This is a genomic window from Sphingosinicella sp., assembly GCF_041916975.1.
Taxonomy (GTDB): Bacteria; Pseudomonadota; Alphaproteobacteria; order Sphingomonadales; family Sphingomonadaceae; genus Sphingosinicella.
Genome location: NZ_JAYRYK010000001.1, coordinates 2,069,167 through 2,091,883, shown reverse-complemented (window position 1 = coordinate 2,091,883; position 22,717 = coordinate 2,069,167). Strand labels below are relative to the sequence as shown.

Below are 22,717 nucleotides of genomic sequence, written 5' to 3'. Positions count from 1 at the left end.
CGACCCTAAGCCGCCGCGCCGAAGCGCTTCGCGTATCGCGCCGCGATGGCGTCCACCGGCATCATCATGAACACGTCGACCGTATTGAACTGTCGGTCGATGAAGGCGCCGCTGCCCACCATCGCGCCGACGCGCAGGTAGCCCTTGATGAGCGGCGGCAGCGCGCGCCACGCCGCCTTGGGATCGTAGCCGCCGATCGGCAGCCGCGCCATGTCGGTGAAGTGCCGCGCGTGCGCACTCACGCGCCGGTCTTGCGGGGCAAGGTGGTTGTGGTGGAGATAGGCGAGCGCGGTGGCGTGCGCATCCGGATCGGTGCCGGGAAAGCTCGCGCAGCCGAACATGTGGCCGATGCTCCGCTGCATCAGATAGTCGCCGATGCCGCGCCACAAGAGCTGGATCGTCGCCGTGTCGCGATATTCGGGCGCCACGCACGAACGGCCGAGTTCCAGAAGCTCGCCCCCGTGCCGCGCGGCGTGTGCTTCGAGCGGGGCGAGGTCGTATTCCGAAGCGCTGTAGAAGCCGCCGTGGCGATGCGCGACGCTCTGGCGGAGCAGCCGGTAGGTGCCGACGACGCGCGCGCCGTCCGCACCCGTCTCTTCCACCAGCAGATGATCGCAGAACCTGTCGTAGGGATCGACGTCGAGGTCTGTGGCAGCACCGCTCGGCACCGCGCCCAAATCGCGGAAGAAGACCTGATAGCGCAGCGCCTGCGCGGCGCGCACGTCGGCCTCGCTGTCTGCAAGCCGGATGCTGAGGCGTGTGTCGCGGGCCGTGTTTTCAATGAGACGCATGGCGTATCCCCCGGATGTGTGACCATGGCGGATTTCGCACGCGTGTGTTTCGGCCGCGCGTCGCTCTGGTGACGGAAATGCGTCAGAGAAGGTGGTCGCGGAGGGCAGTAAAAGCGCGCATGTGCAGGGGATCGCTGGCGATGTTGGAAGGCAGCGGCGTCGAAGCGAGCCGGATGATCGCGAGATCGTTCTCGGGCTCGATATGCAGCCGCTGGCCGTAGACGCCCATCGCCATCAACGCCGCCGGCGGTGCGTGGTTCACCCACCAGAAGCCGCGATAGCTATGATCGGGCCGCATGTTCGCCGCGCCTGCCGCGAACAATGCGCGGTTGCCGCCCGCTATCAACGCCTTTTCCACCGGTCCGCCCACCATCAGGAAGCGCGCCAGCCGCGCGAGATCGCGCGCCGTGGCGTTGAGGCCCGATCCGGCGATCTCGTGGCCGCCCGTATCGAGCAGGAAATGTGCCGCGTCGCCGCATCCCGCAGGGCGCCACACATGTTCGGAAACGAGGCTCGCGAGCGAACGCCCCGTTGCGCGGCGCAGCACCCATGCGGCGGCATCGGCGATCGGCGTTCGGTAGCGGAAGACGCCACCGGGCGCGGCCTCCCGGCGGCTGAGCGTCGCCAGCACGGGCAGCGTGCCGCCCGGCGCCACCTCCGGCGTCCAGTAGCTCGCCGAATAGCGGTGCACGTCGGAATTGAGGTTGGCGTAATCCTCGTCGAAGGCGATGCCGTCGGTCATGTCGAGAAGCTGGCGTAGCGTCGTTCCCGCGAAGGCGCTTTTGCCAAGCTCCGGCACCACCGCCTCCGTGGGAAGGTCCGCCGCGACCGCGCCCTCCGCGATCAGCCGTTCCGCGACCAGCCCCACGATCGATTTGGTGACCGAGAACAAATGGTGCGGCGTCGCCGCCGTCATGCCGTTGCGGTAGGTTTCGAAGATCACCGCGCCCCGGTGCAGCACGATCATCGCATCCGTGTAGGTGGAGGCGATATAGGTTTCCCAGTCGATCACCTCACCATTCTCATCGGCGAAGCGCAGCCCCGAAAGATCGGCAGGGTGCTCGGCAAGCGGCGCGGGTGCATCCGCGCCCGCGAGCGGCACGGAGGGCACCAGCATCCGCGTGTGCTGGAACGCCCAGCGATTGAACGGCCACGTCCGCCAGTTCGCGCCGGTCACGCGCCGATCCTCGGGCACGGTCTCGCCGATGCCGAGCCCGGCCTCGCGCCAGTCGATCGGAGAGGGCGCGCTCATCGCGTCAGGCGGCGTCGGCTCCGAGCCGCCGCATCGATGCCAGCGCCTCCGTGCGGTTCCCGGCGCTCGCCACGTTGCCGATCAGCGTCTCGCGGATCGGCCCGATGCCGACGAAGCGCAGGATATTGCTGCGCAGGCTCTTCAGGCTGTGCGCGCGGTATACCCAGCGGTAGAACAGCGCGGGCATCCCCATGGTGACGACGATGCGCGCGGACTTGCCCTTCAGCAGCCCGGCATTGGGCCTACGCGGCCCGGTCGGGAACGCGAAGCCGGGCCGGAACACCTGCTCGAGGAACGCCTTCAGCAGCGCCGGCACGTCGCCGAGCCACAGCGGAAACAGGATCACCAGATGCTCGGCGCGCACGATCATCGCCTGCGCGTCGCGAATGGCGGCAGAGGCCTCGCCCTTCTCCCAGTCCGCGCGGCTGCGCAGCACGGGGACGTCGATGCCGGAAAGCACCAACCGCTCGACGACATGGCCCGCGCCCACAGCGCTTTCCGCATAGGCATCGGCGAGCGCGTGGCAGAAGCGCGCCGGATCGGGGTCCGGGTGCGCGTCGATCACGAGGATGCGCGTCATGCGCGCCTCAACACTCGACGACGTTGACGGCGAGCCCGCCAAGACTGGTTTCCTTGTATTGCGAGCGCATGTCCTCGCCCGTCTGCCGCATCGTCTCAATGACGGCGTCGAGGCTCACCACATGCTGCCCGTCGCCGTGCAGCGCGAGATACGCGGCGTTGATCGCCTTGATCGCACCCATCGTGTTGCGCTCGATACAGGGGATCTGCACCAGTCCGCCGATGGGGTCGCAGGTGAGACCGAGGTTGTGCTCCATGCCGATCTCGGCGGCGTTCTCAATCTGGCGGTTGCTGCCGCCGAGCGCCGCGACGAGGCCGCCCGCCGCCATCGAGCAGGCAACGCCCACCTCGCCCTGGCAGCCCATCTCGGCCGCGGAGATCGAGGCGCGCTTCTTGTAGAGAATGCCGATCGCCGACGCGGTGGCGAGCAGCAGCCGGCTCCCGGCGGGCGTCGGCGCGCTCGTGAACACCTCGTAGTATTTGAGCACGGCGGGAAGCACGCCCGCGGCGCCGTTCGTCGGCGCAGTGACGACACGGCTTCCGGCGGCATTCTCCTCGTTCACCGCAAGCGCCCACAGGCTCACCCATTCGAACACGGCCGAGGGGTCGATGCGCGGCCCCCGTGCTGTCAGCGCGCGCTGGATGTCGTTCGCACGCCGCTTCACCTTGAGCCCGCCGGGAAGCTCACCCACGGACTGGCAGCCCCGCTCGATGCAGCCGAGCATCGCCGCGCGCACGCTGTCGAGGAAGCTTTCCGTCTCTTCGCGGCTGCGCCACGCGAGTTCGTTTTCCAGCAGCATGTCGCCGATCGAAAGCCCCGTCGCTTCGCCGAGCCGCAGCAGGTCGGCGGCGGATTCAAACGGGTGTGGCAGGCGGATGTTGACGCGCGGCGCACTCTCGCCCTCGCGCAGGATCGCGCCGCCGCCGATCGAGAAATAGATCGCCATCCAGACCTCGCCGCCCTCGTAATGCGCTTCGAAGCGCGCGGCATTCGGGTGGCCGGGCAGGAACTCGCCCATGCGGAAGCGCAGGTGCTCGGCCTCGCGGAATTTCACCTTGCGCCCACCCGCGAGCGGCAATTTGTCCTCGCCGCGGATCTGCGCGAGCATCGCCGGGGCCGCATCGGGGTCGAGGCTCTCCGGCGTGTTCCCGGCCAGCCCAAGGATGATCGCCGTGTCGGTAGCGTGCCCGCGCCCGGTAAGCGCGAGCGAACCGTAGACGTCGCAGGCGACCGCACGCACCTTGCCCCGCTTCACCGCGGCCTCGGCGAAGGCGAGCGCGGCGCGCATCGGCCCCACGGTGTGCGAGCTCGAAGGCCCGATGCCGATCGTGAACACCTCGGTCACGCTGATCGGCCGCTCGGCCATCGCCTTGCGCGCGGCGCTCATCGTCGCCGTGCTCGCCACCGCCTGTTCCAGTGTCATGCGCGTCCCGGTCCCTTGTTCAACTTCGGGCTCTTTTAGGCGCAAACATGCCCGTCCGCCACCGGCGGCAAGGACCGCACTTTCATCCTGCGGCAAGCGTGTCGCGTTTGATCTTCTTGGCGAGCGACCATTTGTGGACTTCAGTGGGTCCGTCGTAGATACGGAAGGCGCGGATTTCACGGAACACCTGCTCCACGATCGTGTCCCCCGAAACGCCCTTGCCGCCCATCACCTGCACGCAGCGGTCGGCGACGCGCATCAGCGCCTCGGAAACGGCGACCTTCGCCATCGAGCTTTCCACCGTGCCGAGTGCGCCCGTGTCGAGCACGTCCGCGCACCAGTCGATCATCAGCTCGGCCTGTTTCAGGTCGATGAGGTTCTCGGCGAGCATGAAGCCGACGCCCTCGTGGTCGACGAGCAGCTTGCCGAACGCCTGCCGCTTGCAGGCATAGGCGCTCGCGATCTCGTGCGCGCGCGCCGCCGCGCCCCACCAGCGCATGCAGTGCGAAAGCCGCGCGGGGGAAAGGCGCACCTGCGCATATTTGAAGCCCTCGCCGCTCGCGCCGAGCATCTGGTCGGCGGGCACGCGCAGATTATCGATGGTGATGATCGCATGGCCGCCGGGCATCGAGGAATCGATCGTGTCGAGCACGCGCTCGATGCGGATCGCTGGGTCGGGCAGGTCGACGAGGAACATGCACGCGCCATCTTCCGATTTCGCCATCACGATGCCGACTTTCGCGCCGTCCGCGCCGGTGATGAACGCCTTGCGGCCGTTTATCACCCAGTGGTTGCCGTCCTGCCGGCACGTCGTCTGCATCATCGAAGGGTCGGAGCCCGCGCCGCCCTCGTCCGCGGGTTCGGTCATGAAGAACGCCGAGCGCGCCTCGCCCGAAACGAGTGGGCTGAGGAAGCACGCCTTCTGCTCGGGGCTGCCGACCTTGCCGAGCAGGTACATATTGCCCTCGTCGGGCGCCATCGTGTTCACGGCGACCGGCCCCAGCGGCGACAGGCCGGATTTTTTCAGAACCGTCGCCGTATCGCGCTGATTGAGATGCGATCCGTCCGCGAAGATGTGCGGCGTCATCACGCCCGCCGCGCGCGCCTTCTCCCGAAGCTCGCGCACCAGATCCTCCGAAGGGCCGTGCGCGCCGAGGCGTGGGTCATGCTCATACGGCACGATCACCTCGCGAACGAACGCTTCGACCCGTGCGGCAATGGCGGCGGCGGTTTCGGACATCGGCAAATCCCCATTCTCGTTGCTTGGCTGGTTAGCCTGCTAAGCGAATGCGGCGCGCGATGAAATGCCTGATCGTGTCGGCTAGCGTCGGCGCAGGATGTGCGACGCCGCCAGCGGCCACAGCACGTTGATCGCGAGGCCCCCCATCACCAGCGCCGCGGCCAGCAGTTTCCAGTCCGGCAGGCCTTCGCCCAGCAGGATCGCGGACGACGCCATGCCGAAAACGGGCACGAGCAGCGCGCTCGGCGTGATCGTCGCCGCCGGGTGCCGCGCCAGCAGCCAGCCCCACGCGGCATATCCGAACAGCGTGTTGCCCACCGATTGCCACAGCACCGCCGCCCACGTGGCGGTGTCTGCCCGCGCCAGCGCCGCGCCGATCGATGCCGGGCCTTCGAACAGCAGCGAGCCGATGATGAGCGGCGGCACCGAAAACAGGCTCGACCAGACGACGAAGCTCAGCATGTCGCTCGTCCCGCTCGTCCGCGCGACGTGGTTGCCGATCCCCCAGCTCATCGCGGCAATCAGCACGAGGCCGAGGCCGAGCGGCGTCGTGCTGCCGTCCGTATGCGCAAGGATCACGACGATCCCGGCGGTCGCGAGCAGCAACGCCGCGATCTGGAATGATTGCAGCCGTTCTCGCCCGAAATACATGGCAAGCCCGATCGTGAAGAACACCTGCGACTGCACGACGAGCGAGGCGAGCCCCGGCGAAATGTCGCTCCGCATCGCGATGTAAAGCAGCCCGAACTGCCCGAACCCGATCAGTACGCCATAGGCCGCGAGCGCCTGCCAGCGCACCGCGGGCCGACGGATGAAGAACGCAGCCGGCAGAAAGGCGAAGGTAAAGCGCAGTGCCGCGAACAGCAGCGGCGGCAGATCGTCGAGCGCAACGCGGATGACCACGAAGTTGGTGCCCCAAACGGCAACGACCGCCAGCGCCAGCAGCAGGTGCAGCGGCGGCAGGCCGGCCTGCGCCGGGGGAGAGGACGATTCGGCCATTCGCGTCTCTATACGGTTATCGTCTGCGCGCGACAGGTCTTTGCAATTGCAGACCAGACCTGCCCGCACGGCATGGCTGCGCCTTTGCACTTCCTTCCTTGCATGGTGCTGTCGGTATTTGTATAAGCAGTTATATATCTGCTTATGGATTGAATGAATCATGGTCGATGATGTTGTGCGCGCGCTCGGTCACCTGTCCCTCGGCACCAGGCTGCGGCGGATCGGGGAACAGCTGCAATCGGAAACACAGCGCATCCTCGATGATGGCGGCCTTTCGGTTCAGGCGAGCCAGTGCCCCGTGCTTGTGGCCGTCGAGCGGCTCGGCCCGGTGACCATCGGCGATCTCGCGCTTGCGCTCGGCATTACACAGCCCGGGGCCACGCGCGCGGTGGGCCTTCTTGTGGAGGCGGGCTCTCTCGAAGTCCTGAAATCCGAAGGTGACGCACGCGTCCGCCTTGTCGCGCTCACCCCGGCCGGAAAGGCACTCGTGGCGCGTCTGCGGGCCGAACTCTGGCCACGGATCGATCGCGCGGTCGCCGAACTGTGCAGGCCCCTCGCAGGGCCGCTGCTCGATCAACTCGATGCGCTGGAGGGGGCACTTCGCGACATGCCCCTGCCCGAACGCGTCGCCGCGCTGCGGGAGGAAGCGCCGCTGTGATGATGCACGTTCTCGACCGGCCGATCTGGCAGGCGCTCGATACGCTGCACGCCGATGTTGCGGAGGGTGGCGCCCTCGCGCGCCGCTACCGCACGTCGATCGGCCCGATGGCTGCAACCATCGACAACAGTCCGGCCGCGCTCGCCGCGCTTGGAGCGCTTGCCGCGCCGGGGGAAAGCCTGGTCCTCCTGATGGCCGACCCGATCGTGCCGCCGCAGGACTTCGAAATCGTATCAGCCGCAGATGCCGTGCAGATGCTTGCAGCGCAGCCCCCGCGTCCGTCCCCCGATGCGGAGATCGTACCGCTCGGCCGGGCCGATGCGGAAGCGATGCTTGTCCTCGCGGAACTAACGAAACCCGGCCCCTTCTCGCTCGAAGCCCTGGCGCTCGGCCGGTTCTGGGGCGTGCGCGACAAAGGCGCGCTCATCGCCATGGCGGGTGAGCGAATGCGCCAGCCCGGCTATACGGAGCTCAGCGGCGTCTGCACGCACCCCGATCATCGCGGCAAGGGCCTCGGCAAGCGGCTCTCGCTCCATGCCATGCAGGCGATCTTCGAAAGCGGCGCGCAGCCCTTCCTCCACGCGTTCGCATCGAACACACCCGCAATCACGCTCTACGCATCGATCGGCTTCACCCTGCGCCGCCCCATGAACGTCGCCTTCCTCCGCCGCCCGGACTGAAAGACCCAGCGCAATTCCGAACCCGCAAGGGCTCACAAGGTCGACCGGCCGCCTGAGCCTATGCGAGGAAAGCCAAAGCCACGGATGCGGCCGCCCGGCGTTTGAGGGGACAACACCCCGAACCTGCCAAGGTTCGCAAGGCCGACCGGCCGCCCGAGCTTATGCGAGGAAGCCAAGGCCGCGGATGCGGCCGCCCGGCGTTTGAGGGACAACAAAAAACTGGCGCACCCGACAGGATTCGAACCTGTGACCTCTGCCTTCGGAGGGCAGCGCTCTATCCAGCTGAGCTACGGGTGCCGGTCGCCGTTTCGGCGGGCACGCTTAACAAAGCGCGCGCGTGCAGGCCAGCGGGAAAAGCGCTTGGGCGCTATTCGCTCTTGATCGGCGTGTGGGGCACGAAGGGGCCGAGCCCGCAGCTCGCGCCCAGCCGGGGCCCGCCGCCCTGCAGCACCACGGTGATGATATCGGTGGAGCAGAGCTGCGACAGCGAGGTCGAATAGGTGAACGCCTCCTCGAAGCCGAGCGAGGGGCAGGCGTGCGGCAGCGTGTTTCTGAGGATGCGGCCGTCGCGCATGGTGAAGTCGATCGTCGAATCGTCGACGACCTTGGTGCTCCGGATCGCGGCAAGGCCGACGCAGCGTTCGCCGCTTTCCGCCTGCGGTGCGGGCGCGGGTTCCACTGGCGCTTCGGGCGTGGAACAGGCGGCCAGCGCCAGCGCTACGAATCCAGCCGTGAGGAAGGGGATGTGCCGTGCCATCGGGAGCTTCTCCGCGCAGGGCGACTTGCCGGACCGCCCCCCATCAGGCGGGTTCGCGGTCCGGCGGTACGCAAACGCTACAATGTCACTATGCGTACCGTTCATAACGTCTCCATCTGAACGCGAAGTGAATCGCTCATGCCCTATCATGCTCATGCTATCGTCTTGGCGTCATATTCGCATTCGCCGACCACGACGCAATGCCAGCATTCGGGCTTCCGCGCCTTGCACGTGTGGCGGCCGAGCAGGATCAGCCAGTGGTGCGCGTGGCGGCGATAGGGCTTCGGAATCGCCTTCTCCAGCTTCAGTTCGACCGCGAGCGGCGTCTTGCCGGGCGCGAGGCCCGTTCGGTTGGAAACGCGGAACACATGCGTGTCGACCGCGAAGGTTTCCTCGCCGAACGCCACGTTGAGCACGACATTCGCGGTCTTCCGGCCGACGCCGGGGAGCGCTTCCAGGCTCGCGCGGTCGCGGGGCACTTCGCCGCCATGTTTTTCGAGCAGGATCTGCGAAAGCGCGATCACGTTCGCGGCCTTGGCGTTGTAAAGCCCGATCGTCTTGATGTGCTGCTTCAGTCCCGCCTCGCCGAGCGCCAGCATCGCGGCCGGGTCCTGCACCGTCTGAAACAGCGCCTTCGTCGCCTTGTTGACCCCCGCGTCGGTCGCCTGCGCGGAAAGCACGACGGCGACGAGCAGCGTGTAGTCGTTCACGTAATCGAGCTCGGTTTCCGGGGTGGGATCGGCTTCGGCGAGATGGTCGAAAAATCGCGTGATCGTCTGCGGCTTCATGTCTCCCCGCCTACCGCACCCGCCTCCGTATTGGTAGCGTAGAGGCCCATGACGACGCTGGATCTCAAGCTGATGCCCCCGCCCCCGCTCGGCGCGCGCCCGGCGCTGTGGATCGTCGGCGGCACCGCGCTCGTCATGCTGCTTGCCTCGGCGCGGTTCATCGCGCTTGGTGCCTGGCCGATCCTGCCGTTCGTGGTCGTTGATCTCGCGCTCCTCGTCTGGGCGTTTCGCGCGGCGGCGCGTGCGTCCCGCGCCTATGAGCGCGTGCGGCTCGACGCCTCCGGGCTACTCTACAGCCGCGTCGCAGCGGACGGCAGCGCGCGCGAGTTTCGGCTGGAACCGCTGTTCACGCGCGTCGAGCTTGAAGCGCTGAGCCCGCCGGAGAATCGCCTCTGGCTAGGCGAGCGCGGCAGGCGGCTGCTCGTCGGCCGCTTCCTCACCCCGCGCGAGCGGCAGGAGGTTTATAGCGTTCTGAAACGCGCGCTTCCCTAACCAAGCGCCACGGGATTGAGGTAGCGCCCCTCCGGCGGCCCCGCCAGCAGCGCCATCACGCCCGCGAAAGCCTCCTTGCCGAGCGCCGCGCCCGCCGCCTTGTGGGCATCGACCGACGACCAGTATTCGATGAAGATGAAGGCGTCGGCATCGCCCGCGTCGGCGAACATTTCCACTTTCTCGCAGCCCGCGAGCGGCCGCACCTTGCCCGCAAGTGTTTCGAGCGCGCGGCCGAGCGCATCGCCGCGGCCCTCTGCGGCACGCATCAGATAATGGCGTAATACGGTCATCGTGATCCTCCCTCGTCAGGCGCTGAGCCCAAGCACTTCGTTCATCGTGTAGCGTCCCGCCGGCTTTCCCGCGAGCCACAGCGCCGCGCGCACGGCCCCGCGTGCGAAAATTTCGCGCGATTCGGCGCGGTGGCCGAGTTCGATGCGCTCGCCGTCCGCCGCCAGGATCACCATGTGGTCGCCCGCCACTGATCCGCCGCGCAGCGCCGCGAAGCCGATCTCGCCGACTTTACGAGCGCTATCCGCACCCGCGCGGCCCTTCGCGGCGACGTTGGCCAGCTTGACGCCGCGCCCGGCGGCGGCGGCCTCGCCCAGCATCAGCGCTGTGCCGGACGGCGCATCCACCTTGTGCCGGTGGTGCATCTCCGCGATCTCGATGTCCCAATCGTCGCCAAGGCGGCTTGCCGCCTCCTTCACCAGCGCGGCGAGCATGGTGACGCCAAGGCTGGTGTTCGCCGTCTGCAGCACGGCAATCGTCTTCGCCGCTTCGTCGATCAGTCTGTGGTGCTTCGGCGTCAGACCCGTCGTCCCGATCACGATCGCGCAGGATGCGTCGCACGCCGCGGTGAGGTTTTCCTCGAGCGCGTCCGGAATCGTGAAATCCACGAGCACGTCCGCGCTGTGCGCGAGCGCCAGCGTGTTCGCGCAGATGACGAGGCTCGGCGCGATGCTGCGACCCATCGCGGGGTGTCCCGGCTTCTCGGCGGCGCCCGCCAGCACGGCGTCTTTCGTGGCGAGCACGCGTTCGATGATGCTCTGCCCCATGCGTCCGCCCGCACCGAGGACGCCGATCCGTGCCGTGCCGCCGCGCTTCGCCATAAACCTTGAACCCCTTGAACGCTGATGCGAAGGCGTATCTCTGGCCAATCGGGGAGCGGTGCGCAAGATCATGCGGGCAGCGGGGTTTCAAAGCATCGTCGTGCTCACGGGCGCGGGCATTTCAGCGGAAAGCGGCGTGCCGACCTTCCGCGGGCCGGATGGCCTCTGGGAAGGCCACCGCGTCGAGGACGTGGCGACGCCGCAGGCGTTCCGCCGCGATCCGGCGCTGGTGCAGGCGTTCTACGATGCCCGCCGCGCCGCGCTCGCCCGCGTCGCCCCCAATCCCGCGCACGCTGCCTTGGCCCGGCTCGATGCGCAGTGGCAGGGCGATCTTCTCATCGTCACGCAGAATGTCGACGACCTGCACGAGCGCGCCGGCGCCGCGCGCATGGTGCACATGCACGGCGAGCTCAAAAGCGCGCTCTGCCTCGCCTGCGGAGAGCGTCAGCCCGCGCCCGAAACCCTGTCGGACGGCCCGGCCTGCGCCCGCTGCGGCGCGCACGGCCGGCTGCGCCCCGATATCGTCTGGTTCGGTGAAATGCCCTATCACATGGACCGGATCGAGGCCGCGCTCGCCGTCTGCGACCTCTTCGTCTCGATCGGCACCTCGGGCGCGGTGTATCCTGCGGCAGGCTTCGTGCAGGGCGCGCGGCACTACGGCGCGCATACGCTCGAAATCAATCTCGATCCGTCCGAAGGCACGCATTTCTTCGATGAAGCCCGCCACGGCCGCGCGGGTGAACTCGTGCCCCTATGGGTCGACGAACTCTTACAAGGCTGAGTCTTCGATCCGGTGCATGTCGTCGTCGGAAAGCCCGAAGTGGTGCCCCACCTCGTGCACCAGCACGTGCGTCACGATATGCTCCAGGCTCTCCTCGCCCTCGGCCCACAGGTCGAGCATCGGACGGCGGTAGAGATAGACCGTATCGGGCAGCGCGCCCGACACATCGACCGAGCGCCCCACCGCATGGCCCTGATATAGCCCGAGGATATCGAACTCGCTTTCAAGCTCCATGTCGCGGCACACGTCCTCGTCGGGGAAGTCCTCGATGCGCAGCACGACCGCGCCGAGGTGCGCCTGAAACAGCTCGGGAAGCCGTGCGATGGCGGCGCGCGCCAGCGTTTCGATGTCATCCAGCGAAGGCGCGAAGGTTTGACGTACGGTCATGCTCCACGACATAGGAGGAAGCACCCCACCGCGCCAGCCGGAGTACCGTGATGGTGAAGAAACTTTCGGATACCGAACGCGCGGCGTGTCTCGCCGATCTCCCCGCGTGGACGCTTGCGGAAGGCCGCGACGCCATTGTCCGCAGCTTCCGCTTCAAGGATTTCTCGGAGGCGTTCGGTTTCATGAGCCGGGTGGCGCTGCTCGCCGAAAAGGCGGATCACCACCCGGAATGGTCGAACGTGTGGAACCGCGTCGATATCCTGCTCACCACGCACGATGCGGGCGGGCTTTCGATGCGCGACATCGAGATGGCGAAGGCGATCGACGCGCTCTGAGCCCTTATTTTGCCGCCGCGATGGCCTGCCCGCGCAGGGGCTCGCCGTTACGCGCAGGCCGCCCGTTCACGAGCAATCCCTTGAAGTTCGCTGGAAGTCCGTTCCCCGCTTCGGCGAAGGTCGCGCCCGTCTGCAGATGAAAGTGGATATGCGGTTCGGACGTGCGGCCGCTGTTGCCGCACAGGCCGAGTGTCTGCCCGGCCTTTACCGTGTCCCCCTTTTTCACCTTCGTCGATCCGCGCTGCAGATGCGCGACAAGCGCATGTTGTTCCGGCCCGACGCTGACGATCACGTGGTTCCCTGCCGCCGCCGTCGCGCTCATATCGCCGATCGACATGTCGGGCAGTCCATCGACGACATCGCTGACAACACCGTCCGCCACGGCAAGCACCGGCTCGCCCCAGCAATAATAAGATGCGTGTTCGTTCGCGGGTCCGGAAAAGCTCTTGCCGTCCTTCACCACTACAAGATCGAATGCATAGGTCTGCGCGGGGGCGACCATGTGGTAATTGCGCGCAAGGTTGCGCCCGCCCCAATAGGTGAACCACGTCTCCTCGCGCGGCGTTCCGAAAGGCGGGCGGACGGAGACGCCCGCACCGGCGGGAAGCGCGGCCGGCGGCGGAGACGAAGGCTGTACGGTCGCCGCGACCACGGCACCCTTGTCGTCCCATACCACCGTGGTCATCGCCGCGGGCGCGCGCTCGTGCGCGGCGAGGCGCTGGTAGAAGGTCAGGCCGTTGATGGCCATTTCTACCTCGTCGAACACCGCCGTCTGCTTGCCCATCTGCGCGCTGATCGCGGCGGAAAACCCCGCAGGCCCGCCTGCCGCATCGATCTTCGCTTTAAGGTCGGGCGCGGCCGCCGCTGCCAGCGCGCCGAGGCTTTCGGGCGAAGACCAGTCGGAAACGGCGCGCCCGCGTTCGATAACCGAATCGGCGGCCGGCACCGCTGCGGCAGCGGCCACCACGGCTGCGATCGTGAAAATGTGCACCAATAATTCTCCTTCTGATTGCGGAATCTGCAGCTTCAGCCGCGTTCATGGCTTTCGAGTTCATCCGCGATCCTCTGCGCACCGCGCCGATTGATGCGGATGACCCACGCCATCGCGATCGCCGTCACCGCTGCGAGCGCGATCACGAACAGGCGGCCGCCGGGCGGAACCTTCAGGAAAGCGCCCGCGTAGATCGTCACCATGCCGGGCACCATCGGCCCGATGTACCAGCGCGCGACCGATGCGAGCGCATCGCGTTCGCGCCGCAGGCTGTCGCGATAGGCCTCGATGCTCGGCCGCGCGCCGTCGATCGGCATTGCCCCGCCCGTGCGCCGGTGAAGCTGCCACGCCACCACGCCGCCGCCGATCCCCAGCAGGATCAAGCCGACTGTGCCAATCCCGAATGCGCCGAGCCGCACGTCGAGGAGAACGAGGCCGACGACGCCGACAATCACTAGCGCGGCGGTCAGATATTCGATCATGTTGCGCCGACCCACGCGGCGTTCGAGCGCGGCGTGCTGCCGGTGGATTTCGTCTGCGGGCAGGGCGCGCGGCTGCACGGCCTGCGCCTTCCACAGCGCGCCCATTTCGTTCATGTCGTTCGTATTGGTCACGGCCGGGTTCCTTCCGCGAATTGCCGGGCGAGCAGTGCCTTGATGCGGTGGATGCGCGTGGCCACGGCGCCCGGTTTCAGGCCGGTGATCTCGGCGCTCGCGGCCGCGTCCACCTGTTCGAGGTGGAGCAGCAGCACCTGCCGGTCGATCGGCCTGAGCCGCCAGATCAGCGCATAAAGCCGATCGAGCGTCGCGGCGGCATCGGCGTTCTCGTCCGGCCCCCCACGCGCATCGGCGATGTCGATGCCGTCGAGATCGACAAAGGCGCCCGGCTTCGACCGCACCGCGCGGTGCACATGCCGCGCGCCCACGTTGTGCGCGATGCGGTGTACCCACGTGGCGATGCTGCACTGCCCTGCGAAGCTCGCGAAACTGCGCCAGAGCTGGAGATGGATTTCCTGCTCCAGATCCTCGCGCAGCGCCGGGTCCGCCTCATAGCCCGCCGATAGCCGTGCGATCATGCCGCCATGTGCGGATGCCGCGTCCGCGTACAGCGCATCCTGCCGCTCGCTTCGGGCGTCCGGAGGGCTCATTTCGCGGTTTCGCACACGGCTCATGTGCAGACAGTCGCAGGCGCACGGGATTTCTTACAAAGAAATTCCGGATGTTATTTTAATGTTGGCTTGCGTTCCGGGTGACAGCTTGGTGGCGGGAAGCTGAATTCAAACGCCGCCCGCGAAACGCGGTTGAGACAGGAACGCGGATCCTACAGCTTACGCGACGAAGTTTTGTCGAGATCGAAAACCAGAAAGAACAGCCAGACCAGCGTCAGTATCGCGAGGCCTGAAAGCACCCAGGGGTGCCCAATTGAAAGCGCAGACCAGTCGAATTCGCCCTTGTTCATCTTCTTCAAGTGGTTGAAATTCTGCATAATTCCAACAACAAGGCCCATCATTCCAACCACCGCCACGATGTAACGGCTGAAAAGGGCGTTGTAGAAGCGGAACAGCAGAACAATCGAAATGACCCCAAGGGCGAACCTCTGCATTCGGCAATAGGGGCAGGGATGAACGAGTCCGGCAACATCGAGTGCCAGGGTAAACAACACAATCGCCAGAACAGCCGCGCCGACTAGGCGCCTGTTCAACAAAAGATTGGAAAGTGCCCTCAACATTCATATTCCCCCTTTGCGGCCCTGATGATTTCATTCCATGGCCGCAAAGTCCAGCAATGCCAGCGGGTCTGCCCGCAGGACGTGGGACCAGAATTGGGATTATGACCGCACAGGATTCTCAGGCGGCAGGTGCTCGATCAGATCGAGTAAGCGGTCCGGTCCTTACGTCGAGCACTTTGGCAAGTGGCTGGCTCTGTCGCGCCAGTTCTCAGGGCAATATTCGGCCCTACGAAACCGCAGCCTTCAGCTTCGCCACCAGATCGGTCTTCTCCCACGGGAAGAAGTCTCCCTCGGGCTTCCGCCCGAAGTGCCCGTAGGCGGCGGTCGTGCTGTAGATCGGCTTGTTGAGGCCGAGGTGCTCGCGGATGCCCTTGGGCGTCAGGCGCACGAGCTGCGGGATCACCGCTTCGAGCTTCGCTTCGTCCACCGTGCCGGTGCCGTGCAGGTCAACGTACAGCGACAGCGGCTCGGCGACGCCGATCGCGTAGGAAAGCTGGATCGTGCAGCGCTTGCCGAGGCCCGCGGCGACGATGTTCTTCGCAAGATAACGCGTGATGTACGCGGCTGACCGATCGACCTTCGTCGGGTCCTTGCCGCTGAACGCGCCGCCGCCGTGGGGGCTCGCGCCGCCGTAGGTGTCCACGATGATCTTGCGGCCCGTCAGGCCCGCGTCGCCGTCCGGTCCGCCGATCTCGAAGCGGCCCGTGGGGTTCACGTGGATCGCGGTGTTCTCGGTCACGAAGCCGCCCGGCAGCACGTCCTTGAACACGCCCATCACATAGTCGCGCAGAACCTTGTATTTCTCGGGGTCGCCTTCGCCGCCGTGCCAGAAATAGCCCGGCGCGTGCTGCGTAGAAACGACGAGCGCGGTCGCTTCCACGGGCACGCCGCCCGCGTAGCGCAGCGTCACCTGGCTCTTGCTGTCCGGCTCCAGAAATGGTGCCGCGCCCGAATGGCGATCCGCCGCCAGCCGCGCCAGGATCTTGTGGCTGTAGTCGAGCGTCGCGGGCATCAGGTCGGGCGTTTCGTCGGTCGCGTAGCCGAACATGATGCCCTGGTCGCCCGCGCCCTCGTCCTTGTTGCCCGCCTCGTCGACGCCCTGCGCGATGTGCGCGGATTGGCCGTGCAAATTGTTCTCGAAGCGGAATTGCTCCCAATGGAAGCCGTCCTGCGCGTAGCCGATGCGCTTCACCGTCTGGCGCACGGTCGCCTCGATCTCGTCGAGTGCGCCCGGCGCCCACGCGCCATTTTCATACACGCCCTTGCAGCGGATTTCGCCCGCCAGCACCACGAGCTGCGTCGTCGTCAGCGTTTCGCAGGCGATGCGCGCTTCGGGGTCTTTCGAAAGGAACAGATCGACGATCGCGTCCGAGATTTGGTCGGCGACCTTGTCGGGGTGACCTTCGGAAACCGATTCGGACGTGAAGAGATAGTCGCTGCGCGCCATGCGTCTTTCCTGAAAGTACTCTTGGACTGTTCCGCTCTAACGCCGCCGTGCGCCCTGCGCAAGCGGACATAAAGAATCGTTTATGTCCGCTCGGCGCGATTTCGCACGTAATCCAGCGCATCCGCACGGGCCGCGTCGTCGGGCAGCGCCTTGAATGCGGCGATCAGTGTGCGCGTTTGATCGTACGCCGTGGGTTCGGCCTCGAAGGGTGCGGCGGGTTCGGCAAAACTCGGTGCTGTCGGCGCGGCCAGCCCCTCGAAGAACCAGTCGATGCCAGTGCCGAGCCGCCCCGCGATCTCGAACAGCTTGCTGGCGCTGATGCGGTTGCTGCCGTTTTCGTATTTCTGCACCTGCTGCGCGCTGATGCCGAGGTCCGCGCCGAGTTCGGCCTGCGTCACCCCGCACGCCGTGCGGCTTTCGCGCAGGCGTTTGCCCACGTGAAGGTCGACAGGGTGGACGGTTTCGCTCGGCATGGCTCCAGGATAGGGCAGAATACAACCATAGCGGGTGTATTTGCATCCGTTCCGGGGCGCAAGGCGTCAGCGTGTGCGGCCGAGCCTCCAGCCGAGAAGCGCGAGCAGCGCGGCAAGCAGCAGCGGCAGGATGCGGCCGGTGTGGCTGAACAGCGTCGGCGGGTTCGCTTCCGGCAGCCGCGCATCGATCACGCCCGCCTGCCCGCGCGGCATGGATGCCGTCACGCGGCCGTGCGCGTCGATCACCGCACTGATCCCCGTGGGCGTGGAGCGTGCCATCGGCAGCCCCTCCTCGATGCTGCGGAGGCGCGCCTGCGCGAGGTGCATTTCGGCGCCCGCGCCCGCGAACCACGCATCGTTGGAAACATTCAGCAGCCACGCCGGGCGATATCCGGCCTCGGTCACGCGGCCGTCGAAGATGACTTCGTAGCAGATCAGCGGGCCGACCGCTGGGAAGCCGCTTGGCAGCGGCAGCGTGCGCGGTCCCGGTCCCGGCCAGAAGTCGAGCGCGCCGGGGGCGAGCCGGTCGAGCCCGATCGCGTTCAGCAGTGTGCGCGCGGGCAGGAATTCGCCGAACGGCACCAGCCGCTTCTTGTCGTAGCGAGCGAGGATGCCGCCTTCGCTGTCGAGCACGAACAGGCTGTTGCGCGCTGCGATCGCGGTGCCGTCGTCCTCGCGGATCGCCTTCAGCGCGCCGAGCAGCATCAGGTCATTGGAGCCGAGATGCGCGCCCAGCCTGCGCCGCATCGCCGGCATTTCATCAAGCAGGTCGGGGATCGCCGCTTCGGGCCAGATGAGCAGGCGCGCCGCCCGTGTCGGTGCGGGCGAGAGCTTCAGATATTTGACGACCGCGCGCTCGACGCCGTCCTCGGACCATTTCTCGTCCTGTCCGATGTCCGCCTGCACGATGTTGAGGCGCGTCGGCGTGAGCTGCGTGGGCGTGCGCAGAGGTATCAGCCCGGCAAGCGCCGCCGCCGCCGTCAGGCCGAGGATCACGGCGCCCGTGCGCCATTGCCGTTCAAGAAGATAAAGTCCGCCCGCCGCCAGCACGATCACCGCTGAAAGCCCGAGCGCGCCGACGAGAGCCGCGCCCTGCCCAAGCCCCGCCATCGGCAGCGCCACCGCGCCGAGCGGGTTCCACGGGAAGCCGGAAAAGAGAACACCGCGCAAGGCCTCCGCGATCGTCCAGCAGCCCGCAAAGCCCAGCACCAGCGGCAGCCCAGCGCCGAACCGTCTTGCCGCTGCCACCGTCATCGTCGGAAAAACCGCGAGGTAGGCGGACAGCAGTACCACGCCGACCCAGCCCGTCCACGCGGGCATGTCCTGCTGATACTGAAACGCCTGCGCGATCCAGTGCGTGCCGAGCAGGAAGTGCCCGAACCCGAACACCCACCCCGCCTTCGCGGCCTGACGCGCCGTCTCGGTCGTCGCGGTGTCCCGGATCAGCCAGGCGAGCCCGATCAGTGTCAGCGGCCAGAGGTTCCACGGCGCGAAGCCGAGGCTGCTGATCATGCCCGCAATGAACAGAAGGCCGAAACGTGCCCGGCCCGCAGGGAGCGTCACGCCCCGTTGGCCGCGGCCGGAAGGGCCTGCGGCGGATACGCGCGCACGCGCTCGATCTTGCGCTCGTCCCCGGCGGTCACCTCGAACGACCAGCCGCCCGGATGCGCCACAATCCCCCCGATCGCGGGGATGTGCCCGGCGAGCATGAACACGAGGCCGCCCACGGTATCGACGTCGCCGTCTGCCGCCTCCGAAAGCGGCGCGCCGGTCGCTTTCTCCAGCGCCTCGATATCAACCCTGGCGTCCACCTCGAAGCCGCCGTCCGGCAGCGGCGTGATCGCTTCGGCCTCTTCCTCGTCGTGCTCGTCGGCAATGTCGCCGACGATCTCTTCAACGAGATCCTCGATGGTTACGAGCCCATCGGTACCGCCGTATTCATCCACCACGATCGCCATGTGCGTGCGCCCCTGCCGCATCCGCGCGAGCAGATCGAGCACGCGCATCGCGGGCGGCACGAACAGCACCGGGCGCAGCAGGCTTTCTGCCTCCACATTGGCGCTGCGCCCCTCGCCCGCGATCACGGCGTAGACGTCCTTCACGTGAATCATGCCGATCACGTCGTCGAGCGATTCGCGAAAAACCGGGAGGCGGCTGTGACCCGCATCTACGAAGGCGGCGACCAGCGTCTGGAAACTATCCTCGACATCGCAGGCGATGATCTCGCCGCGCGGCACCATCACGTCACCCACGCGCCGCTCCCCGAAATCCAGGAGATTCCGCAGCATCAGGCGCTCGGTTTCGGAAAGATCGTCGCCTTCGGGGGTGTCGCCGGCGTGATCCTCCAGCGCTTCCTCGATGCTTTCGCGCAGCGTGGCTTCGCCGCCACGGCCGAAGATCAGGCTCCGCAAGGCGCGGAGAAGGGGTCGGAACGGCTGGTCGCCGCTGCTACTCGGAGGTTCGTCGCTCATCGTTTCCCAGCCGTCATGCCTCGCCGGCGTAGGGGTTGGCAATCCCCAGCGATGCAAGCGCACGGCGCTCCATCTCCTCCATCGCCTCGGCTTCGGCGTCATGCTCGTGGTCGTAGCCGACGAGATGGAGCAGTCCGTGGATGATGAGATGCGTCGCATGATCGGTGATCGTGATGCCGCGCTCGGCAGCTTCGCGCGCCACGACGCCGTCGGCAAGCACGATATCGCCAAGCAGCACTTCGCCGTCGTCGCTGTTCGACAGGCTCTCCAGCAAGTCCGCCTGCACCATCGGAAACGACAGCACGTTCGTCGGCTTGTCCTTGCCGCGGTACTGCGCGTTCAGCGTCTGCACCTCGTCGTCATTCGTCAGTCGGATCGAGATCTCGCAGCAGAAGCTCGCGTCGATGAGGCCTGCGTAGGGTGTTTCGCCGAGTGCGGCGCGGCAGGCGGCTTCGGCAAGCGCGGTCCAGTCGGCGTCCGGCCACTTGCCGCCGGCAATGCCTGCGGCGACATCAAGCATTGGGGCCTTCGTAGGCCTCCACGATCCGGCCGACGATCGGATGGCGTACCACGTCGGCCACGCCGAAGCGCACGACGGCGATGCCGTCGATGCCTTCAAGGCGCTGTGTCGCATCGTTGAGGCCGGAGCGGCCGGGGTTCGGCAGGTCGACCTGCTTGGGGTCGCCGCAAACGACCATGCGGCTTCCCTGCCCGAAGCGGGTGAGGAACATCTTCATCTGTTCGGGCGTGGTGTTCTGCGCCTCGTCGAGGATGACAAAGGCATTGGCGAGCGTGCGTCCGCGCATGAAGGCGATGGGCGCGATCTCGATCTCGCCGCTGGCGATGCGCCGCTCCACCTGCTCGGAGGGCAGCATGTCGTAGAGCGCGTCGTAGAGCGGGCGGAGGTACGGATCGACCTTCTCGCGCATGTCGCCGGGCAGGAAGCCGAGCCGTTCGCCCGCCTCGACCGCCGGTCGCGACAGGATCAGCCGATCCACCGAGCCCGCGATCAGCTGGCTCACCGCCTGCGCCACCGCCACATAGGTCTTGCCGGTACCCGCCGGGCCAAGCGCAAAGATGATGTCCTGCCGGGCGAGCGCTTCCATGTAGCGGAGCTGCGTCGGCGAGCGCGGCACAATGGTCTTGCGCCGCGTACGGATGATGACCGGCGAGGCGCCGCCATCCTCGGCACGAACCAGGCCTTCAAGCGAGGGGTCCTGCGAGAGCGCGAGCGCCCCTTCCACATCGCCGATATCGACCCCCTGCCCGAGCGCGAGGCGGTTGTAGAGCCCGGTCAGCACGTCACGCGCCCGTGCCGCTGCGTGCGCCTCCCCCTCGATCGAAAGTCGGTTGCCGCGCGCAGCGATATAAACGCCGAGCCGGTTCTCGATGGAGATCAGGTTCTGGTCGTATTGGCCGAACAGCGCGCCGAGCAGTTCGGCGCGGTCGAAATCCAGTTCGAGTCGGACACGGTCGTTGGCGGCGGGTGGGGAAAGCGGAGCGGATTTTTTTGCCATCGTCAGGCAGCTTCGGCGAATGCGATGCGTCCTGCAAGACTGTTCGCGAAGGCGCCCTCGATCTCCACCGTCACAATGTCTCCGATGTGTGTGCCGGCTGCATCGACATACACGGATTGCAGCCACGGCGTCTTGCCGATCAGCTGCCCGTCGCGCTTGCCGGGGCGTTCCAGCAGGATGGGTATGGTGCGGCCGAGTGCGCCGCGGTTGAACGCGAGCTGCTGTTCCTGCACCAGCGCCTGCAGGCGGTGCAGACGATCCGATTTCACGTCCTCGTCGATCTGCCCGTCCATCTCGGCTGCGGGGGTGCCGGGGCGCGCCGAATATTTGAACGAATAGCCCTGCGCGTAGTTCGCCGCGCGGATGATCGCGAGCGTGTCCTCGAACTCGGCTTCTGTCTCGCCGGGGAAACCGACGATGAAATCGCCCGAGATCGCCATGTCCGCCCGTGCGGCGCGCAGCTTCTCGATGATGGCGAGATAGGTCTCTGCCGTGTGCGAGCGATTCATCGCCTTCAGCACGCGGTTGGAGCCGGACTGCACGGGGAGGTGCAGATAGGGCATCAGCTCGTCGATCGTGCGGTGCGCGTCAATCAGCGCGTCCGTCATGTCTGCGGGATGGCTCGTCGTGTAGCGGATGCGGGCGATTCCTTCGATCGCTGCCACCTCGGCGATGAGCGCTGCGAAATCGGTCCGGTCGTGGCGATAGGCGTTGACGTTCTGGCCGAGCAGCACGATCTCGCGCGCGCCCTCGCCTGCAAGCCGCCGCGCTTCTTCAAGGATCGCGTTGGCTGGCCGCGAAACCTCGGCGCCGCGCGTGTAGGGCACCACGCAATAGGTGCAGAACTTGTCGCACCCTTCCTGGATCGTCAGGAACGAGGACGGCGCAGCCTTCCGGCGCTTGCCCAGCGCCTCGAACTTCTCGAGCGTCGGCAGGTCGGTCTCCACGGGGCGTTCCTTCGCCCGCGCGATCAGGTCCGGCAGCCGGTGATAAGCCTGCGGCCCCACGACGACATCGACCGCGGGTGCGCGTCGCACGATCTCGGCGCCTTCGGCCTGCGCCACGCAGCCGGCGACCGCCACGATGGGCTTCGGCCCGTCGCGGTGTTTCAGGCGGCCGATCTCCGAATAGACCTTCTCGCTCGCCCGCTCGCGGATGTGGCAGGTGTTGAGCACGACGATGTCGGCGTCCTCCGCCGATGCGGCCTGCGTGTGGCCTTCCGCCTCCAGCAGCTCCGCCATGCGCTCACTGTCGTAGACGTTCATCTGGCAGCCGAACGTCTTGACGAAATAGGAACGGGGATCAGACACGTTGGGTCCGGATTTCAGTTGGCCGGCTTCGTCTTGGTCGGGCGACCGTAAAGTTCCAGCCGATGATCGACGAGTTCGAAGCCGAGACGTTCGGCAATAAGACGCTGCAACTCTTCGAGCGCATCGTCGTGGAACTCGATGACCGTGCCGGTTTCCACATCGATCAGGTGATCGTGATGCTCCTCGGGCGTCGGTTCATAGCGCGAGCGCCCGTCGCGGAAGTCGTGACGTTCAAGGATGCCTGCCTCCTCGAAGAGGCGCACGGTACGATAGACCGTCGCGATGGAAATGCCGGAATCGATCGCCGATGCCCGCCGGTACAGCTCCTCGACATCAGGATGGTCCTCGGCATCGGAAAGCACCCGCGCGATCACGCGGCGCTGCTCGGTGATGCGGAGACCGCGCTCGGCGCAAATGGCTTCGATGTCGATCTTTGTCATGGCCGGAGTTTAGGCACGGAAACAGGGACGGACAAGTCCGTCCCTGTTCATTTGACGTTGCCGCGCGG

General features: G+C 66.8%; 28 protein-coding genes and 1 tRNA gene. 5 read left to right on the top strand and 24 right to left on the bottom strand.

The genetic code is table 11. From position 1 onward, the window contains the following. Window positions 1–5 precede the first annotated feature (5 nt). From ACE3TJ_RS09940 to ACE3TJ_RS09915, 6 genes are all read right to left on the bottom strand, one after another. Window positions 6–791: a GNAT family N-acetyltransferase gene (locus ACE3TJ_RS09940; protein WP_374595942.1), complete on the bottom strand. Its 786-nt coding sequence runs from the start codon at window positions 789–791 to the stop codon at window positions 6–8. Window positions 792–873: 82 nt separating this feature from the next. After that, window positions 874–2,043, bottom strand: a complete 1,170-nt coding sequence (locus ACE3TJ_RS09935) for a serine hydrolase domain-containing protein (protein WP_374595941.1) — start codon at window positions 2,041–2,043, stop codon at window positions 874–876. A gap of 4 nt (window positions 2,044–2,047) precedes the next feature. Next, on the bottom strand, window positions 2,048–2,623 hold the full coding sequence (locus tag ACE3TJ_RS09930) for an NAD(P)H-dependent oxidoreductase (RefSeq protein ID WP_374595940.1): 576 nt from the start codon (window positions 2,621–2,623) through the stop codon (window positions 2,048–2,050). A gap of 7 nt (window positions 2,624–2,630) precedes the next feature. Next, entirely contained in the window at window positions 2,631–4,010 is a 1,380-nt protein-coding gene (locus tag ACE3TJ_RS09925; protein ID WP_374599386.1) for an L-serine ammonia-lyase, read from the bottom strand. Between the two features lie 118 nt (window positions 4,011–4,128). Continuing rightward, complete coding sequence (locus ACE3TJ_RS09920) at window positions 4,129–5,286, bottom strand: acyl-CoA dehydrogenase family protein (protein WP_374595939.1); 1,158 nt, start codon at window positions 5,284–5,286, stop codon at window positions 4,129–4,131. Window positions 5,287–5,367: 81 nt separating this feature from the next. Then, window positions 5,368–6,285: an EamA family transporter gene (locus ACE3TJ_RS09915; RefSeq protein ID WP_374595938.1), complete on the bottom strand. Its 918-nt coding sequence runs from the start codon at window positions 6,283–6,285 to the stop codon at window positions 5,368–5,370. A gap of 160 nt (window positions 6,286–6,445) precedes the next feature. On the opposite strand from ACE3TJ_RS09915, the gene ACE3TJ_RS09910 reads away from it, so the two are divergent. Together ACE3TJ_RS09910 and ACE3TJ_RS09905 are read left to right on the top strand one after the other, a co-directional pair. Next, window positions 6,446–6,943 carry a MarR family winged helix-turn-helix transcriptional regulator gene (locus ACE3TJ_RS09910; RefSeq protein WP_374595937.1) on the top strand — a complete coding sequence of 166 codons (498 nt, stop codon included), beginning with the start codon at window positions 6,446–6,448 and terminating at the stop codon, window positions 6,941–6,943. Then, window positions 6,943–7,623 carry a GNAT family N-acetyltransferase gene (locus ACE3TJ_RS09905; RefSeq protein ID WP_374595936.1) on the top strand — a complete coding sequence of 227 codons (681 nt, stop codon included), beginning with the start codon at window positions 6,943–6,945 and terminating at the stop codon, window positions 7,621–7,623. The genes ACE3TJ_RS09910 and ACE3TJ_RS09905 overlap by 1 nt, the downstream gene beginning before the upstream one ends. 220 nt (window positions 7,624–7,843) lie before the next feature. Here ACE3TJ_RS09905 and ACE3TJ_RS09900 read toward each other — a convergent pair. The 3 genes from ACE3TJ_RS09900 to nth all read right to left on the bottom strand — a co-directional run bounded on the left by ACE3TJ_RS09900 (window position 7,844) and on the right by nth (window position 9,168). Next, window positions 7,844–7,920: transfer RNA gene (locus ACE3TJ_RS09900), tRNA-Arg, on the bottom strand. Window positions 7,921–7,990: 70 nt separating this feature from the next. After that, window positions 7,991–8,380 carry a hypothetical protein gene (locus ACE3TJ_RS09895; protein WP_374595935.1) on the bottom strand — a complete coding sequence of 130 codons (390 nt, stop codon included), beginning with the start codon at window positions 8,378–8,380 and terminating at the stop codon, window positions 7,991–7,993. Window positions 8,381–8,532: 152 nt separating this feature from the next. Next, window positions 8,533–9,168: an endonuclease III gene (nth, locus tag ACE3TJ_RS09890; protein ID WP_374595934.1), complete on the bottom strand. Its 636-nt coding sequence runs from the start codon at window positions 9,166–9,168 to the stop codon at window positions 8,533–8,535. 48 nt (window positions 9,169–9,216) lie between these two features. Between nth and ACE3TJ_RS09885 the strand changes: the two genes are divergently transcribed. Next, window positions 9,217–9,660 (top strand): DUF2244 domain-containing protein, encoded by a 444-nt coding sequence (locus tag ACE3TJ_RS09885; RefSeq protein ID WP_374595933.1) that lies wholly within the window; start codon window positions 9,217–9,219, stop codon window positions 9,658–9,660. On the opposite strand, the gene ACE3TJ_RS09880 is transcribed toward ACE3TJ_RS09885, so the two are convergent. Together ACE3TJ_RS09880 and dapB are read right to left on the bottom strand one after the other, a co-directional pair. After that, complete coding sequence (locus ACE3TJ_RS09880; protein ID WP_374595932.1) at window positions 9,657–9,950, bottom strand: putative quinol monooxygenase; 294 nt, start codon at window positions 9,948–9,950, stop codon at window positions 9,657–9,659. The genes ACE3TJ_RS09885 and ACE3TJ_RS09880 overlap by 4 nt on opposite strands. A 15-nt stretch (window positions 9,951–9,965) precedes the next feature. Continuing rightward, window positions 9,966–10,769, bottom strand: a complete 804-nt coding sequence (gene dapB, locus ACE3TJ_RS09875; protein ID WP_374595931.1) for a 4-hydroxy-tetrahydrodipicolinate reductase — start codon at window positions 10,767–10,769, stop codon at window positions 9,966–9,968. Between the two features lie 70 nt (window positions 10,770–10,839). On the opposite strand from dapB, the gene ACE3TJ_RS09870 reads away from it, so the two are divergent. Beyond that, a complete protein-coding gene (locus ACE3TJ_RS09870; RefSeq protein ID WP_374599384.1) occupies window positions 10,840–11,550 on the top strand; it encodes an NAD-dependent deacylase in 711 nt (236 codons plus the stop codon). On the opposite strand, the gene ACE3TJ_RS09865 is transcribed toward ACE3TJ_RS09870, so the two are convergent. Next, window positions 11,539–11,937, bottom strand: coding sequence for a metallopeptidase family protein (locus ACE3TJ_RS09865; RefSeq protein WP_374595930.1), 399 nt, complete (start codon window positions 11,935–11,937; stop codon window positions 11,539–11,541). The two genes, ACE3TJ_RS09870 and ACE3TJ_RS09865, sit on opposite strands and share 12 nt — an antisense overlap. A 50-nt stretch (window positions 11,938–11,987) precedes the next feature. Between ACE3TJ_RS09865 and ACE3TJ_RS09860 the strand changes: the two genes are divergently transcribed. Then, complete coding sequence (locus ACE3TJ_RS09860; protein ID WP_374595929.1) at window positions 11,988–12,272, top strand: 4a-hydroxytetrahydrobiopterin dehydratase; 285 nt, start codon at window positions 11,988–11,990, stop codon at window positions 12,270–12,272. Window positions 12,273–12,276: 4 nt separating this feature from the next. Here the strand turns inward: ACE3TJ_RS09860 and ACE3TJ_RS09855 are convergent, their stop codons facing one another. The 12 genes from ACE3TJ_RS09855 to ACE3TJ_RS09800 all read right to left on the bottom strand — a co-directional run bounded on the left by ACE3TJ_RS09855 (window position 12,277) and on the right by ACE3TJ_RS09800 (window position 22,649). After that, window positions 12,277–13,263: a M23 family metallopeptidase gene (locus ACE3TJ_RS09855; protein ID WP_374595928.1), complete on the bottom strand. Its 987-nt coding sequence runs from the start codon at window positions 13,261–13,263 to the stop codon at window positions 12,277–12,279. A gap of 35 nt (window positions 13,264–13,298) precedes the next feature. Next, window positions 13,299–13,877: a hypothetical protein gene (locus tag ACE3TJ_RS09850; protein WP_374595927.1), complete on the bottom strand. Its 579-nt coding sequence runs from the start codon at window positions 13,875–13,877 to the stop codon at window positions 13,299–13,301. Continuing rightward, on the bottom strand, window positions 13,874–14,410 hold the full coding sequence (locus ACE3TJ_RS09845; RefSeq protein ID WP_374595926.1) for an RNA polymerase sigma factor: 537 nt from the start codon (window positions 14,408–14,410) through the stop codon (window positions 13,874–13,876). Before ACE3TJ_RS09845 ends, ACE3TJ_RS09850 begins: the two co-directional genes overlap by 4 nt. 173 nt (window positions 14,411–14,583) lie before the next feature. Continuing rightward, a complete protein-coding gene (locus ACE3TJ_RS09840) occupies window positions 14,584–14,991 on the bottom strand; it encodes a disulfide bond formation protein B (protein WP_374595925.1) in 408 nt (135 codons plus the stop codon). A gap of 226 nt (window positions 14,992–15,217) precedes the next feature. Further along, window positions 15,218–16,438, bottom strand: coding sequence for a methionine adenosyltransferase (metK, locus tag ACE3TJ_RS09835; protein ID WP_374595924.1), 1,221 nt, complete (start codon window positions 16,436–16,438; stop codon window positions 15,218–15,220). A gap of 80 nt (window positions 16,439–16,518) precedes the next feature. Then, window positions 16,519–16,911 carry a helix-turn-helix domain-containing protein gene (locus ACE3TJ_RS09830; RefSeq protein ID WP_374595923.1) on the bottom strand — a complete coding sequence of 131 codons (393 nt, stop codon included), beginning with the start codon at window positions 16,909–16,911 and terminating at the stop codon, window positions 16,519–16,521. Window positions 16,912–16,977: 66 nt separating this feature from the next. Beyond that, window positions 16,978–18,474, bottom strand: a complete 1,497-nt coding sequence (lnt, locus tag ACE3TJ_RS09825; protein WP_374595922.1) for an apolipoprotein N-acyltransferase — start codon at window positions 18,472–18,474, stop codon at window positions 16,978–16,980. Continuing rightward, window positions 18,471–19,382, bottom strand: a complete 912-nt coding sequence (locus tag ACE3TJ_RS09820) for a hemolysin family protein (protein ID WP_374595921.1) — start codon at window positions 19,380–19,382, stop codon at window positions 18,471–18,473. The genes lnt and ACE3TJ_RS09820 overlap by 4 nt, the downstream gene beginning before the upstream one ends. Before the next feature lie 13 nt (window positions 19,383–19,395). Further along, window positions 19,396–19,902: an rRNA maturation RNase YbeY gene (gene ybeY, locus ACE3TJ_RS09815; protein ID WP_374595920.1), complete on the bottom strand. Its 507-nt coding sequence runs from the start codon at window positions 19,900–19,902 to the stop codon at window positions 19,396–19,398. Next, entirely contained in the window at window positions 19,895–20,899 is a 1,005-nt protein-coding gene (locus ACE3TJ_RS09810) for a PhoH family protein (protein ID WP_374595919.1), read from the bottom strand. The genes ybeY and ACE3TJ_RS09810 overlap by 8 nt, the downstream gene beginning before the upstream one ends. Before the next feature lie 2 nt (window positions 20,900–20,901). Next, window positions 20,902–22,209, bottom strand: coding sequence for a tRNA (N6-isopentenyl adenosine(37)-C2)-methylthiotransferase MiaB (miaB, locus tag ACE3TJ_RS09805; protein WP_374595918.1), 1,308 nt, complete (start codon window positions 22,207–22,209; stop codon window positions 20,902–20,904). A gap of 14 nt (window positions 22,210–22,223) precedes the next feature. After that, window positions 22,224–22,649: a Fur family transcriptional regulator gene (locus tag ACE3TJ_RS09800; protein WP_374595917.1), complete on the bottom strand. Its 426-nt coding sequence runs from the start codon at window positions 22,647–22,649 to the stop codon at window positions 22,224–22,226. Window positions 22,650–22,717 lie beyond the last annotated feature (68 nt).